At 72.0% G+C, this 14,410-nt stretch carries 14 protein-coding genes; 6 read left to right on the top strand and 8 right to left on the bottom strand.

Translation table 11 applies throughout. From position 1 onward, the window contains the following. Position 1 precedes the first annotated feature (1 nt). From ACFVTR_RS03890 to ACFVTR_RS03860, 7 genes are all read right to left on the bottom strand, one after another. The gene (locus tag ACFVTR_RS03890; RefSeq protein WP_387034914.1) at positions 2-580 is read right to left on the bottom strand and encodes a GNAT family N-acetyltransferase; all 579 of its coding nucleotides are present in this window, start codon (positions 578-580) and stop codon (positions 2-4) included. Between the two features lie 63 nt (positions 581-643). Further along, the gene (locus ACFVTR_RS03885; RefSeq protein WP_387034912.1) at positions 644-1,339 is read right to left on the bottom strand and encodes a uracil-DNA glycosylase; all 696 of its coding nucleotides are present in this window, start codon (positions 1,337-1,339) and stop codon (positions 644-646) included. Next, a complete protein-coding gene (locus ACFVTR_RS03880; RefSeq protein ID WP_387034910.1) occupies positions 1,339-2,055 on the bottom strand; it encodes a Type 1 glutamine amidotransferase-like domain-containing protein in 717 nt (238 codons plus the stop codon). The genes ACFVTR_RS03885 and ACFVTR_RS03880 overlap by 1 nt, the downstream gene beginning before the upstream one ends. After that, the gene (locus ACFVTR_RS03875; RefSeq protein ID WP_387034908.1) at positions 2,052-2,567 is read right to left on the bottom strand and encodes a phosphoribosyltransferase; all 516 of its coding nucleotides are present in this window, start codon (positions 2,565-2,567) and stop codon (positions 2,052-2,054) included. Before ACFVTR_RS03875 ends, ACFVTR_RS03880 begins: the two co-directional genes overlap by 4 nt. Before the next feature lie 43 nt (positions 2,568-2,610). Continuing rightward, on the bottom strand, positions 2,611-3,381 hold the full coding sequence (locus ACFVTR_RS03870) for a potassium channel family protein (protein ID WP_387034906.1): 771 nt from the start codon (positions 3,379-3,381) through the stop codon (positions 2,611-2,613). 2 nt (positions 3,382-3,383) lie between these two features. Next, the gene (locus tag ACFVTR_RS03865) at positions 3,384-4,172 is read right to left on the bottom strand and encodes an SDR family oxidoreductase (protein WP_387034904.1); all 789 of its coding nucleotides are present in this window, start codon (positions 4,170-4,172) and stop codon (positions 3,384-3,386) included. A gap of 112 nt (positions 4,173-4,284) precedes the next feature. After that, on the bottom strand, positions 4,285-5,793 hold the full coding sequence (locus ACFVTR_RS03860; protein WP_387034902.1) for an agmatine/peptidylarginine deiminase: 1,509 nt from the start codon (positions 5,791-5,793) through the stop codon (positions 4,285-4,287). Positions 5,794-6,005: 212 nt separating this feature from the next. Between ACFVTR_RS03860 and ACFVTR_RS03855 the strand changes: the two genes are divergently transcribed. From ACFVTR_RS03855 to ACFVTR_RS03830, 6 genes are all read left to right on the top strand, one after another. Further along, positions 6,006-7,106: an acyltransferase family protein gene (locus ACFVTR_RS03855; protein WP_387034900.1), complete on the top strand. Its 1,101-nt coding sequence runs from the start codon at positions 6,006-6,008 to the stop codon at positions 7,104-7,106. A 119-nt stretch (positions 7,107-7,225) separates the two neighbouring features. Next, the gene (locus ACFVTR_RS03850; RefSeq protein ID WP_387034898.1) at positions 7,226-8,548 is read left to right on the top strand and encodes a bifunctional o-acetylhomoserine/o-acetylserine sulfhydrylase; all 1,323 of its coding nucleotides are present in this window, start codon (positions 7,226-7,228) and stop codon (positions 8,546-8,548) included. Between the two features lie 132 nt (positions 8,549-8,680). Then, positions 8,681-9,886: a homoserine O-acetyltransferase gene (locus ACFVTR_RS03845; RefSeq protein WP_387034896.1), complete on the top strand. Its 1,206-nt coding sequence runs from the start codon at positions 8,681-8,683 to the stop codon at positions 9,884-9,886. 105 nt (positions 9,887-9,991) lie between these two features. Beyond that, positions 9,992-11,149 carry a sensor histidine kinase gene (locus ACFVTR_RS03840; protein WP_387034894.1) on the top strand — a complete coding sequence of 386 codons (1,158 nt, stop codon included), beginning with the start codon at positions 9,992-9,994 and terminating at the stop codon, positions 11,147-11,149. Beyond that, the gene (locus ACFVTR_RS03835) at positions 11,146-12,405 is read left to right on the top strand and encodes a hypothetical protein (protein ID WP_387034892.1); all 1,260 of its coding nucleotides are present in this window, start codon (positions 11,146-11,148) and stop codon (positions 12,403-12,405) included. Before ACFVTR_RS03840 ends, ACFVTR_RS03835 begins: the two co-directional genes overlap by 4 nt. Next, complete coding sequence (locus ACFVTR_RS03830; RefSeq protein ID WP_387034890.1) at positions 12,406-13,056, top strand: response regulator; 651 nt, start codon at positions 12,406-12,408, stop codon at positions 13,054-13,056. Between the two features lie 26 nt (positions 13,057-13,082). Here ACFVTR_RS03830 and ACFVTR_RS03825 read toward each other — a convergent pair whose 3' ends face one another. Beyond that, the gene (locus tag ACFVTR_RS03825; RefSeq protein WP_387034888.1) at positions 13,083-14,354 is read right to left on the bottom strand and encodes an MFS transporter; all 1,272 of its coding nucleotides are present in this window, start codon (positions 14,352-14,354) and stop codon (positions 13,083-13,085) included. Positions 14,355-14,410: the final 56 nt, after the last annotated feature.

Raw genomic sequence — 14,410 nt, 5'->3', positions numbered from 1 at the left:
CCTACTTCAGCGAGCGCTGCAGCAGCACCGTGCCGAGCCAGCGGTCGAACTTGAAGCCGACCCGCCCCATGCGCCCGATCTCGGTGAAGCCGAACTTCTCGTGCAGCGCGATCGACGCCTCGGCGCCCTGGTCGGCGATGACCGCGATCATCTCCTTCAGCCCGGCGGCCTTCGAGCGCTCGATGAGCTCGCCGAGGAGCACCCGGCCGAGCCCCTTGCCCGACGCGGCCGGGCCCAGGTAGATCGAGTTCTCGACGGTGAACCGGTACGCGCGCTTCGGCTTCCACGGCGTGACGAGGGCGTAGCCGAGCAACTGCCCCGAGGACGACTCGGCGACGAGGAACGGCATGCCGAACTCGGTGAGCTGGGCGAACTTCGCCCGCCACTCGGCCAGGGTCATCGCGTCCTCGTCGAAGGTGACGGTCGAGTTCGCGACGTAGTAGTTGTAGATCTCGCGCACCGAGGGCAGGTCGGCCGCCGTCGCGTCGCGGATCGTGTACTCGAACGGCGCCTCGGCCGGCGGCTGCGGCCGCAGGTGCCGCGGCAGCACCCGCCGTTCCTGATATTCCTCTTCGAGCATTCCGTCAGCCTACGACGCCCAGATCACGCGCATGTTTCGAGAACCGGATGCCTCGGCGCCGCCTCAGCCGGGCAGGCTCCAGTCGATCGGGGCGCCGCCCTGCTCCGCGAGCAGCGCGTTCGCCCGGCTGAAGGGCCGCGAGCCGAAGAAGCCGCGCGACGCCGACAGCGGGCTCGGGTGCGCCGACTCGATCACGGGCGTCTCGCCGAGCAGCGGTCGCAGCTGCTGCGCGTCGCGCCCCCAGAGGATCGCGACGAGCGGGGTGCCGCGCCCCGCGAGCGCACGGATCGCGTGATCGGTGACCGGCTCCCAGCCCTTGCGGCGGTGCGAGCCCGCCTCGCCGGCGCGCACCGTGAGCACCCGGTTCAGCAGCAGCACGCCGCTCCGGCTCCAGTGGGTCAGGTCGCCGTGCGCCGGCGGCTCGATGCCGAGGTCGTCGCGCAGCTCGCGGTAGATGTTCCCGAGGCTCCGCGGCAGGGGGCGCACGTGCGGGTCGACGGCGAACGAGAGCCCGATCGGATGCCCCGGGGTGGGGTACGGGTCCTGTCCGACGATCAGCACCCGCACGTCGGGGAGCGGTGCGGCGAAGGCGCGCAGCACGTGCTCGTCGGCCGGCAGGACGTCGCGGCCCGCCGCCCGCTCGGCGCGCACGAACGCGCCCATGCGTGCCAGCTGCGGGGCGACCGGGGCGAGGGCCTCCGCCCACGCCGGGTCGATGAGACCCGTGGCGGCGAGCTCGCCCGCCCCCTGCGCCGGCATCAGGCGCCGATCGTCGAGACCAGTACCCCGCCATCGGCCGGGAGGACGCGCCAGACGCTGCCCGAGCCCTCGACGCGCAGCCCGCCCTCGCCGACGATGAGGGCGGTGCGCTCGTCGATGCCGAGCGCTCCCTCGACGAGGCCGGACTCGACGGCGGCGACGAGACGCGACAGCGAGCCGCGCTGGGCGACGTGGGCGTCGATCGCCACGTCGACGAGCCCGATGCCGTGCTCGACCTCGAACTCGACCCCCGGCCACTCCGGATCCTCGGGCGCGAGCTGCACCCCGTCGATGCGGGTGCCGCCGCCGAGCGATCCCTCGGCCGCGACCATCGCGCCGGCCGAGACGCCGAGGTACGGCACTCCCCCGGCGACCTGCCGGCGGAGTTCGCCGAAGACCGGCTCGAGGCCCGCCCGCACCTGCTCGACGACGCCGCCGCCGACGGCGATGGCGTCGACCTCGGCGAGCGCGGCCGTCGTGACCGGCTCGGGGCCCGACAGCGCCGTCACCCGCGGCTCGAACTCGCCCGCGGCGGTGAGGACGTCGACGAGCATGCCCGCCCGCTCATCGGCCTCGGGGTGGATCGAGATCACCGCGATGCGCGGGCGCGAGCGTCCGGCCGCACGTGCCAGGGCGGCGGCTTCGGCGACGAACGGTGCGTACAGCGGGGCATCCGACAGCGCGAGGGCACCGCCCCCGACCAGGTGGACGCTCATGCGTCGACCCGCACCGGCGGCTTCGACGACCAGGGGAAGACGATCCAGTCGTCGGTGGCGCGGTAGCTGAAGTCGGGTACGAGGATCGTGCGCGACTTCGTGTAGAGCGTCGCGGTGCGCACCTCGGCTCCGACCTCGGTGAGGAGGTCGAGCACCTTCGCGAGCGTGCGCCCCGAGTCGGAGACGTCGTCGACGAGGAGCACCCGCTTGCCGGCGAGCGCGGGCGCGTCGAGCATCGGCGGGTGCACGATCGGCTCGGGCAGCACCTTCTCGATGTCGGTGTAGAACTCGACGTTGATCGAGCCGCACTGCTTCGTGCCGAGCGCGTAGGAGATCGCTCCGGCGAGCAGCAGGCCGCCGCGGGCGATCGCGATGACCACGTCGGGCCGGAAGCCGGAGCTGAGCACCTCCCCCGCGAGCGAGCGAGCGGCCTCGCCGAACTGGTCCCAATCGAGGATCTCGCGACGGATGCCGGGGTCTCCGGTCGCCGCGTCATTCGCATCGAACGTCATGAGGCAAGGCTAGTCCGCGCGCCTCCCGACGACGTACCGCGGATCACCGACCGGTCTCGTCCTCCGGCGGCTGCCCGGCGTCCTCGATCGCCTCCTGGATCGCGCGCCCAGGTGCCTCCATGGGGGCCTCGGTCGCCTCGGACGAGGCGTCGGGGTGATGCGAGTGGGCTCGCCCGACCCGCTCGCCGATGTACGAGATGATCGTCGCCGAGGCCGTGCCGACGATGGCGACGCCGCCGAACATCAGGAAGACGGCGTAGAAGCGCCCCTCGGCCGTGATCGGGTACATGTCGCCGTAGCCGACGGTCGCGATCGTGACGATCGCCCACCAGATCGAGTCGCCGAACGTCGTGATGGTCGCGCCGGGGGCGTTGCGCTCGGCCTGCAGGGTCGCCAGGGCGATGAAGTAGACGAAGACGACCGCGTAGGTCGAGCCGTAGATGATGATGTTCGCGCGCACGGCCGCGCCGCTGCGGCGCTGCAGGTAGGGGACGTTCCGCAGGAGCGCCAGCACGCGGAACGCGCGGAACAGCGGCACGATCGCCGAGAGCACGTCGATCGGGTGCGTCCGGATGAACGCCCACCTGCCGCCGCGCGGCGTGAGCGAGATCCGCACCACGACGTCGACGACGAAGACGACCCAGGCCACGAGCAGCGCGATGAAGAGCGGCGAACCCGGGCCGCGCGGGATCCAGGGCGCGAGCACGTAGATCGTGTACGCGACGATGAAGACCATGCCGAGCACCACGAGCGGCACGGTGGTGCGACGCTCCCAGGCCTCACGGCGGGGTGCGGGCCGCTCCTCCGCGGCCATGCTCAGTCCCCGTCCGTCTCGCGCACGACGAGCGGCCCCTTGGCCACGAGGTGCGGCGCCGACTGCGCGACCGGCTTCACGACGATGAGGTCGAGATCGATGTGCCGGGGCTTCAGCACCGCGTCGACGACGACCCCGGCGATGTCCTCGGCGGTGAGCGGCTCGGGCACGCCGTCGTAGACGGCCTCGGCGCGTGCCCGGTCGCCGCCGAATCGCACGAGGGCGAACTCGTCGGTCTTGACCATGCCCGGCGCCACCTCGATGACCCGGAGCGGCTCGCCGTTCAGTTCGAGCCGCAGCACCTCGGTGAGGGCGTGGGCGGCGAACTTCGCCGCGTTGTAGCCGCCGCCCCCGACATAGGCGACGTGCCCGGCGATCGAGGTGATGTTGACGATGTCGGCGACGCCGCGCAGGGCGGCGCCGCGGCGGAGCAGCGGCAGCAATGCGCTCGTCACGCGCTTGAGCGCGAGCACGTTGACCTCGAGCATCCACGCCCAGTCGTCGATCGACGAGGCCTCGACCGAGTCGAGCCCCTTCGCCCCGCCCGCGTTGTTCACGAGCGCGTGGATGGGCCCCGTCGCGGCGAGGTGGTCGCGCAGCGCGTCGACGTCGCCCTGCTTCGTGAGGTCGGCGACGAACACGGATGCCCCGGTCTCGGCCTCGAGGGCGCGCAGCCGGTCCTCGCGGCGGGCGACGCCCACCACGTCCCATCCGGCGTCGCGCAGTGCCGTGACGGTCGCACGACCGATCCCCGAACTCGCACCCGTCACGACCGCCCGCAGATTCGCCATGCGCCCTATTCTGCCGAACTTCGGGGTGCGGGTGCGGGAACGCCGGCTCGGAACCCCGCGTCGAACGGCGGGGCCCCGAGCGGCGCCGGCGCGCCCGCGGAACCGACTGGGCTCAGGTGACCTGGAAGGTGGCGCTCTTCGCGAGCCGCGTGTAGCCGTCGTTCGCGAAGAAGCGGAACTCGTAGGTTCCGCGCGTGGACGGTGCCGTGAAGGCGATCGTCGCCGTGGTGAGCCCCGTCGCGGGCGGGGTGTCCTGGCCGTTGAGGTACTTCTCGACGACGCCGCCGGCCTGGTCGGAGTCGCTCGCGCGGTACAGCCCCACCCAGTCGCGCCGGCCGCCGGGCCCGCCCGTCACGGTCGCCCGGATCGTGCCCCCGCGCGCGACCGAGGTGCGGTCCGCGGTGACGGCGGCGCCCGCCGGCGGCGTCGGCGTCGGGGTGGGCGTCGACCCGCCCGAGCTCATGGGCTCCTCCATCGTGACGCAGTGCGCCCCGCCCCCTCCCTCGCCCATGAGGACGTCGAGGTTCAGCTGCACGCACGGGCGGCCGAACGCCGCGGCGAGCGCGTCGCGCGCCGCCGCGTCGGTGGTCGGGTCGCCGAACTGCGCGGTGATGACCGAGCCCGACGTCACGATGCAGTTCAGGTAGCCGTCGAAGAACGTCGACTGCTGGGCCTGCGGGATGCGCGGGAGCGAGGCCGGCCCGTAGATGGTGGTGACCTGGAGCTGCCTCCCCTTGGCGTCGGTCGAGGCGGCGAGGAGGTTGCGCGTCGCGATCGCCGACTGCGACCAGATGCTCGTCGGCCGCGCCGGGTTGCTGAGCTGGACGATCACCTTGCCCGGGCCGGTGAACAGCACCGTCGCGTCGATGTGGTCGTCGGTGATGTCCTGCCCGGAGACGCCCTGGCACCAGATCATCTTGCTCGCCCCGTACACGCGGAGGAGCTCGGCCTCGATCTGCGCCGCCGACTTGCCGGGGTTCCTCGCCGAGTCGACCCAGGAGCTCCGGTTGGCGATGAGGGTGCCGTCGCCGTCGGCGATGACGCCGCCGCCCTCGCCGACGACGCTCGCCGCGGTGAACGCGATGCCGTTGTACGCCGCCATCCGCTGCGCGACGAGCGCATCCTTGGCGTGCGTCTGCTCGTTGCCCCAGCCGTTGAAGTTCAGGCCGATCGCGTCGAGGCCGCCCGCGCCGTCGGTGCGGAACACCGCGCCCGAGTCGCGCATCCAGCAGTCGTTGACGGGGATGGAGCTGATCACCGTGACCGCGGCGCTCACCCGGCTGCGTGCGGCGCTCGCGGCGGTCGCGCCGTCGGCGAGCATGACGACGGGCGTGGTCTTCACGATCTCGTTGGCGATCTTCGCGATGTCGCCCTGGATGCCGGAGAGGAGGCTGCCCCAGATCGAGGTGCTCGACGGCCAGGCCATCCAGATCCGCTTGAGCGGGCCGGCTTCGCCGGGCACCGCGAACGAGCCGAGCGCCTGCGCAGGATCGGCGGCCGTCATGAGCCTGGCGCTCGTCGCCGCCGCCATCACCCCGAGTGCCGCGAACCCGGCACCGGCCAGGAACTGCCGTCGCGGACGGCCGGTCGTCGTGCGGTCGTTGCTTCCGTGTTCGGTCACGCTTGGTTCCTTCCCTCGTCCACGTCGTCGTGGAGGTCGAGCCCGACATACGGGCATTAATTGGATTTCATCCAACTAACGCGACCACACTCACGCCAACCCGCCGCGATGTCAAGTGATTCGGCGAATCTCCGCCCCGCGGAGCCGATTCGCCGCCGGCCGATCGACCGCCGCAGCACGGCGCCCAGGACGCCGTGCGGTTGAATGGACTGATGCACACGAGGCTCGAACCCCGGAAGCCGACGCGCAGGCGCGTTCCCCTCTGGGACAACGCCAGGTGGATCGCGATCACGCTCGTCGTGATCGGCCACGGCATCCTCCCGCTCATCGCCGAGTCGGATTCGGCATACAGCGTCTACCTGTTCATCTACTCGTTCCACGTGGCCGTCTTCGTCACGGTGAGCGGCTACTTCGCGAAGTCGGGACCGCCGAACGCCAGGGCGCTCAAGCAGGTCCTCACCGACATCGTCTTCCCGTTCCTGATCTTCGAGACGATCTGGACGGTGCTCCGCTGGGTCCTCGGCGGCGAGTTCTCCCTCGACTACACGACTGCATCGTGGACGCTGTGGTTCCTGATCGCCCTCGCGATCTGGCGCATCGTCCTGCCTTACCTCGTGCTCCTGCGGTTCCCGCTCATCATCGCGATCGTCATCTCGATCGGCGCCGGGTACACCGAGACGATCGACTCGACCTTCGCGCTGACGCGCACCTTCGGCATGCTGCCCTTCTTCGTCTTCGGGTGGAAGCTCCGGCAGTGGCAGCTCACGGGTCGCTGGCTCGAGCTGCGGTCCGCCGTCGCCTGGCGCTGGCGGGCCGGTGCGATCGCGCTCTTCGCGCTCGGGCTCGCGTTCATGCCGATGACGATCGAGACGATGCGCGACCTGAAGCTGCGCCGCTTCATGCTCTACGACGAGTCGTACGAGGCGATCGGCTACGACGAGCCCTGGTCCGGCGGCATCCGCCTCGTGCTGCTCCTCTCCGCCATGGTGCTCGCCGTCGCGTTCCTCCTGCTGATGCCGCGCGGTGCGCACTGGTTCACCTCGTTCGGCGGCGCGACGATGTACATCTACCTGCTGCACACCTTCGTGCTCTTCCCCTTCCGCGAGACCGAGCTCCTCGCGGGCGACCAGCCGTTCTGGGTGCTGCCCGCGATGATCCTGTTCTGCATCGGCATCTCGATCGTGCTCTCGCTGAAACCCGTGCGCCGGGTGTTCCGGCCGCTCGTCGAACCTCGGGCGCGCTGGCTGTTCCGCCCCGAGCCGTCGACGGCGACCGGCACGCTCGTGCTGCCGCCCGACCCCGAGCGGCACTGACCCCGCCCCCTGCGCCCGTGACGCCGTGTTGCGGGGTCCGTTGCCCGCGCCGCCGCGCCCGCCTAACGTGACTGCAACACCCGCGGCCCCGCCGCCACCCGACTTCTGAGGAGCCACCCATGAGCGACACCGCCGCCTGGCGTTTCGAGACCAAGCAGGTCCACTCGGGCGCCGCACCCGACCCCGTCACGAAGGCGCGGGCGACCCCGATCTACCAGACCACCTCCTACGTGTTCGACAGCGCCGAGCACGCGCAGAACCTCTTCGCGCTCGCCGAGTTCGGCAACATCTACACCCGCATCCAGAACCCGACCCAGGCGGTCGCCGAAGAGCGCATCGCGGCGCTCGAGGGCGGCACGGGCGCGCTGCTCGTCGCCTCGGGCCAGGCGGCCGAGACCTTCGCCGTGCTGAACATCGCGCAGGCCGGCGACCACATCGTCTCGTCGTCGTCGATCTACGGCGGCACCTACAACCTGTTCAAGTACACGCTCGCGAAGCTCGGCATCGAGACGACCTTCGTCGAGAACCAGGACGACGCCGAAGAGTGGCGCCGCGCGGTGCGCCCGAACACGAAGCTCTTCTTCGCCGAGACGATCGGCAACCCGAAGATCAACGTGCTCGACATCGGACTCGTCTCGGGCATCGCCCACGAAGCAGGGCTGCCCCTCATCGTCGACAACACGATCGCGACGCCGTACCTCATCCGCCCGTTCGAGCACGGGGCCGACATCGTCGTGCACTCGGCGACGAAGTTCCTCGGCGGCCACGGCACCGTGGTCGGCGGCGTCATCGTCGACGGCGGCCGCTTCGAGTGGTCGAAGAACGTCGAGAAGTTCCCCGGCCTCACCGAGCCCGACCCCTCGTACCACGGCGCGAGCTACACGGCCGCGGTCGGCGACGGACTCGCGTACATCATCAAGGCGCGCGTGCAGCTCCTCCGCGACCTCGGCGCCGCGATCGCCCCGAACAACGCCTGGCAGCTCATCCAGGGCATCGAGACCCTCTCGCTGCGCATCGAGCGCCACGTGCAGAACGCGCAGGAGATCGCCGAGTGGCTCGACAACCACGCCGACGTCGCGAGCGTCAACTACTCGGGTCTCCCCTCGAGCCCCTGGTACGCCGCAGCGAACAGCTACGCCCCGAAGGGCGTCGGCGCGGTGCTCTCCTTCGAACTCAAGGGCGGCGTCGACGCCGGCCGTGCGCTCGTCGACAACCTCTCGCTGTTCTCGCACCTCGCGAACATCGGCGACGTGCGCTCGCTCGTCATCCACCCCGCCTCGACGACCCACTCGCAGCTGACCCCCGAGCAGCAGCTCACGACCGGCGTCACGCCCGGCCTCGTGCGCCTCTCGGTCGGCATCGAGAACATCGACGACCTCAAGGCCGACCTCGAGGCCGGTTTCGCGGCCGCCCGCGCGGCCACCGAGGCGGCGCGCGTCTGACACGCCCCGATCGAACGGCGGATGCCGCGAGCCCGACACGGCTCGCGGCATCCGCCGTCTTCGGGGTCCGCGCCGCGATGCGGTGCACGTAACAAAGGGCGAGGGGCCGCGGGGACGCGGGAGAATCGACACATGGATTGGCAGACGACGGCCGACGCGGCCCCCGCGAGCATCGTGCCCGCGGCGGGCGCGCTCGCACTGCTCGGGCGGGCGCCCGCGACGGGCGCCTGGCGGGAGGGCGACGCCGTCGGCGACCGCCGCTTCGTCGGCATCGGCGACCTCGCCCTCGAGTCGGGGCGCGAGCTGCCGGGCGTGCGCATCGCCTACGAGCAGTGGGGCACGCTCTCGCCCGAGCGCGACAACGCGGTGCTCGTGCTGCACGCCCTCACGGGCGACAGCCACGTGATCGGCCAGGCCGGCCCAGGGCACCCGAGTGCGGGCTGGTGGCGCGGCGTCGTCGGCCCCGGCCTCGCGATCGACACCGAGCGCTACTTCGTGGTGGCGCCGAACGTGCTCGGCGGCTGCCAGGGTTCGACCGGTCCGGCCTCGCTCGCGCCCGACCGCGCCGAGTGGGGTGCCCGATTCCCCTTCCTCACGATCCGCGACCAGGTGCGGGCGCAGATCGCGTTCGCGCGGGCGATCGGCATCGAGCGCTTCGCCGCGGTCATCGGCGGCTCGATGGGTGCGATGCACGTGCTCGAGTGGGCCGTCGAGGCCCCCGAGGCGGTCGAGCGCATCGCGGTGCTCGCCGCCCCCGCGGCGACCACCGCCGACCAGATCGCGCTGAACTCGGTGCAGATCGAAGCGATCCGCACGGATCCGGCGTTCGCGGCGGGGGCCTTCTACGACGCACCCGACGGCGAGGGTCCCTCGCGCGGGCTCGCGCTCGCCCGTCGCATGGCGATGCTCAACTACCGCACGGCGGCCGAGCTCAACGAGCGATTCGAGCGCAGCTGGCAGTCCGAGCTCGACCCGCTCGGCGGCGACGGCCGTTTCGCGGTCGAGTCCTACCTCGACTTCCACGGCAACAAGTTCACCCGGCGCTTCGACGCGAACAGCTACATCGTGCTCACCGAGTCGATGAACTCCCACGACGTCGGGCGCGGGCGCGGCGGAGTGGCTGCGGCGCTCGCCCGCGTCCGAGCGAAGAGCCTCGTGCTCGGCATCGACAGCGACCGGTACTTCCCGCTCGCCGGGCAGCGCGAGATCGCCTCGCTCCTGCCGAACAGCGTGCACGGTGCCGAGCCGGTCGTCATCGCCTCGGAGTTCGGCCACGACGCCTTCCTCATCGAGGACGCGGTGGTCGGCGCCGAACTCGCCCGCCTGCTGGCGGCGTGATCGCGGCCCCTCGAATCGAGGCGATCCGCGCCGCCGGGGCCCGACTGGGCTACAGTTCGAATGACGGGCGCCCCGCGCCGGGGCCGTCGTCGCCGAGGGGGTGACATGAAGCGCATCCACAAGGAGCGCGACCGCTTGCTTCGCAGGCTCGCACGCATCGCCGGCCTCACCGGCGCACTCGGCACGTGCGCCTGCATGTTCATCCCCGGGTCGCCGTCGACCCTCGAGTTCGCGCTCGTGGTGCTCCTGTCGCTCGCCGCCGCGGTGCTCGTCGTCGTGCACTCGATGCACGGCAGCGTGACGGCCGCGCTCGGCGTGGTCGCCGCAGCGCTCGGCACCGTCGCGGTGCTCGGCAGCGGGCCGGTCGTCGACCCGGTGGCGGTCGCCGCGATCTCCCTCGCTGCGGCGGTCACCGCCCCGTCCGTCGCGATCACCCTCGTCGTCCGCCGCGACGGAGTGCCGCTCGTCGGCGGTCTCGCCGCGCTCTTCCTCATCGCCGTCGGCCTCATCGCCCTCGCCGGGCATCCGATGACCGCCGTGGCGCTCGCGACGGTCGCCGGCTGGGCAGTGGGCGCCACGCTCGGCTCGGTCGTCGACCACGCGATCGCCGGCGCGGCCGAGCGCATCGGCGAGGTGGGGCGCGCTCACGAGGCCGAACGTCTCGCGAGCGAGCTCGAATCGCGCCAGCGGCAGGACGCCCGGGTGCTGCACGACACCGTGCTCGCCACGCTCAGCCTGCTCGCGCACTCGGGCGTCGGCGTCGGCTCGGCGGCGCTGCGCCAGCAGGCGGGCGACGATGCGCGCCTGCTGAAGCAGCTGCGGCTCGGCGCACCGCTCGACAGCGCCTCGAACGCGATCTTCTCCCCCGACTCCGACGACGACATCCTCAGCACGACCTTCGAGTCGGTCCGGCAGCGCTTCGCCCGGATGGGACTCGACGTGAACTGGCACGGGGCGGGGCAGCTGGCGCTCCCCCGCGAGACCCTCGACGCGCTCCTCGGGGCGCTCGGCGAGTGCCTCGAGAACGTGCGTCGGCACTCGGGCGTCAACGAAGCGGATGTCACGGTGAGCGACGACGACCGCACGGTGCGCGCGATGGTGACCGACGCGGGGCACGGGTTCGAGCCCGAGTCGATCGGCACCGCGCGCCTCGGCTACGCCGAGTCGGTCGTGGGGCGCCTGAACACCGTCGGCGGGCGCGCCCGCATCTTCTCCTCGCCCGGATCGGGCACGACCGTGATGCTCGAGGTGCCGAAGCCATGAGCACCGGATCGATCGAGACCGGGGGCCTGGCGGGCTTCCGCCGCCCGAGGCGCACGGCGCACGCCGTCGGCGACGTCCGAGAGCGTCATGGCGGGCGACGGCTGGCGACCGGCATCACGATCGCCGCCGCCATCGTCATCCTCTGGCACCTGGCACGTGCGGTGCTCCTCGCGCCCGTCTTCCCGCCGGGGGCCGGCCCATGGGGCGCGTGGCTGGCGGTCCTCGCGATCCTCGCGGTCGGCGTCGTCTCGCGCATCTTCTCGCGCGCCCAGCCGCTGCCCGACCCGCTGTACGTCGTGCTGCTCGTCGCCCTCGCGGTGCCTGTGTGGCTCGACGTCTCGGCGAGCTGGGGCCTGCTCCACCTCGGCGTCACGCCGACCGCCGCCGCGGCCACGGGCGCCGTGCTCATGCCGGTCGCCGCGATCCGCGGCACGCGGGTGTCCCTCGTCGTCGCCTCCGCGATCGGACTGGTGCTCCTCGTCGCGACGCTCCTGCAGGCCGCCTCGGCCGGCCCGTACCTCGCGACGGGCATCTCGGTCGCGGCCTCCGCGGTGCTGCCGCTCGTCCTCGCCGTCGTCGCGACCCGCGGATTCCGGCGGCTCGTCGGACGCGAACTCGATCTCTCGATCGTGCAGAGCACGGTATCCACACCGCGTTCGGCCTTCGGCATGCGCGCCTCCGAAGAGCTCGCGCAACTCGACTTCGACGCCGAGACGCTGCTCGACGACGTCGGCTCGGGGCGCATCGCGATCCCGCTGCCCGCCGCCGACGCCGAGCGCGCGGGTCGCCTGGCCGCCGCGCTGCGCCTGCGCCTCATCGCCGGGCGGACCGACACCTGGCTCCGCCATGCGGTGACCGAGTCGGCCTACCTCAGCGATCGGGTCGTGGTCGACGACCCCGAGGGCTCGGCGGGCCTCCTCGCGCAGGAGCAGCGCGACAACCTGCTGCTCGCGCTGTGGCTGCTCGTGGGCGAGCTCCGCAAGGGGCAGCCCCGGCCGATCGAGGTCACCGTCTCCGCACCCGACGGCGACGACGACGGCGAGCACCATTCCCCCGTGGTGCATCTCGCGATCGAGGTCTCCGGCGTCGTCCAACGACGTCTCGACCCCGCGACGTGGGATGCTGTCGGTAGTGTCGGATCACACGACGTCGTCGCGGGGTCCGATTCCTTCCGCATCGAAATCGAATGCCGGACGGACCCGACCGTTCCGGTGAGTGCGTCGGCCGCCGAGGCGGCCCGTCCGAGGGGAAGCTGAATGCCCGACAACGCTCCACCGATCCGCCTGGCGATCGTCGACGACCATCGCATGCTGCTCGGCGCCCTGACCGAGTGGCTGCGCGGTGCGTCGTCCGAGATCGAACTCGTCGCCGCCGTCCCCTCCTGGTCCGAACTGCTCGCCCATCCCGACTTCCCGGTCGATGTGGTGCTCCTCGACCTCGACCTCCGCGACAACATCCCCATCTCGCTGAAGCTGTCGATGCTGAAGTCGGCCGAGGTGCAGACGATGCTCATGAGCAACTACTCCGAACCCGCCGTGGTGCGCGAAGCGCTGAGCGCGGGCGCGATGGGCTACCTCGTGAAGAGCGAGCCGGTCGAGTCGATCATCGAGGCGATCCGCTCCGCCCAGCAGGGCGTCTCCTACCTGACCCCCGAGCTCGAGGCGACGCTGCTCGACGACGGCACGCTGCCGAAGCTCTCCGCGCAGGAGCGCCGGGTCATGGCGCTCTACGGCGCCGGTCAGCCCGTGAAGGCCGTCGCCTTCCAACTCGGCATCTCCGAGGAGACGGCGAAGAGCTACCTCAAACGCATCCGTGAGAAGTACCGCGCCTCCGGCTACGACGTCGGCACCAAGGTGGCGCTGCGCAAGCGGGCGATCGCCGACGGCATCCTGCTGCAGTCCGACTGACGACGGGCGGGCGGATGCCTCGCTGATCAGTCGATCGCGGGCGTCGCACCCGTCGCGTACGGCACCGCGTGGCCGCGCCGCTGACGCGAACGGTCGAGCGCGAAGCTCGCGAGGGCGAGCCCGATCCCGGCGAGGGTCAGCAGCAGGCCGACCCAGATCGGGGCGACGTAGCCGAGCCCCGCGGCGATCACGGTGCCGCCGAGGAGCGCGCCGAGGCTATTGCCGATGTTCAGCGCCGAGTGGTTCAGCGCCGCGGCGATCGACTGGCTGTCACGGGCCACGTCCATGAGGCGGGTCTGGATTGTCGGCGCGAGCGCCGAGGAGGTCGCGCCGATGAGGAACGCGCCGATGAAGAGGCCGGCGACGAACTGCGCCGTGAGCGCGAGGAGCGCGAGCGAGAGGGCGAGGGCCACGAAGGCGACGTACATCGTGCGCCGCACGCTCCAGTCGGCGAGGCGGCCGCCGACGAGGTTGCCGACGGTCATGCCGAGGCCGGTGGCGACGAGCACGAGCGGCACGGCCGCGGCCTCGAGGCCGGTGACCTCGGTCGCGAGCGGCGCGATGTAGCTGTACATCGCGAAGAAGCCGCCGAAGCCGATCGCCCCGATCGCGATCGCGAACCAGACCTGCGGGCGGGCGAACGCCCCGAGCTCGCGTCGGACGCTCGCCGACGGGTCGCCCGCCTGCCACGGCACCGCGGCGAGCACGGCCACGAAGGTGAGCGCGAAGATCGCGGCGACGGCGAGGTAGGCGACGCGCCATCCGGCCGCCTGGCCGAGCCAGGTGATCGCGGGCACGCCGATGACGTTCGCGATGGTGAGGCCCGAGAGCACGAGGGCGACGCCGCGGGCGCGCTTGCCCGGGCCCATGAGGCTCGCGGCGACGAGCGAGGCGATGCCGAAGTAGGCACCGTGAGGCAGCGCCGACAGGAAGCGCGCGACAAGCACGAGCTCGAAGCTCGGGAGGAGCGCCGAGGCGATCGTGCCAATCGTGAACGCCGCGACGAGGACGAGCAGGAGCCGCTTGCGGGGCCAGCGTGCGGCGACGGCGGCGATCGTCGGGGCGCCGACGACGACGCCGAGTGCGTAGGCCGAGATGACCCACCCGGCGGTCGCGTTGGCCGCGTCCGGCGACGCCGCGTAGGTGCCGGGCAGCAGGTCGGCCGCGATGTTCGGCAGGAGGCCCATGGCGACGAACTCGGTCGAGCCGATGCCGAATCCGCCGAGGGCGAGCGCGAGGAGCGCGAGGCGGGTGCGGGTCGGCGACAGGGTCGTCGGTTCGTCGGAGGCGTGGGTCACCGAGCGATTCTCTCACGGATCGAATCGATTCGAGAAGCCCGACGCCGAACGGGCGA

Source organism: Agromyces sp. NPDC058126, assembly GCF_042884595.1.
In the GTDB taxonomy this organism is placed as follows: Bacteria; Actinomycetota; Actinomycetes; order Actinomycetales; family Microbacteriaceae; genus Agromyces.
Note: the sequence above shows the minus strand (reverse complement) of the source record. Positions and strands in the feature narration are given on the sequence as shown.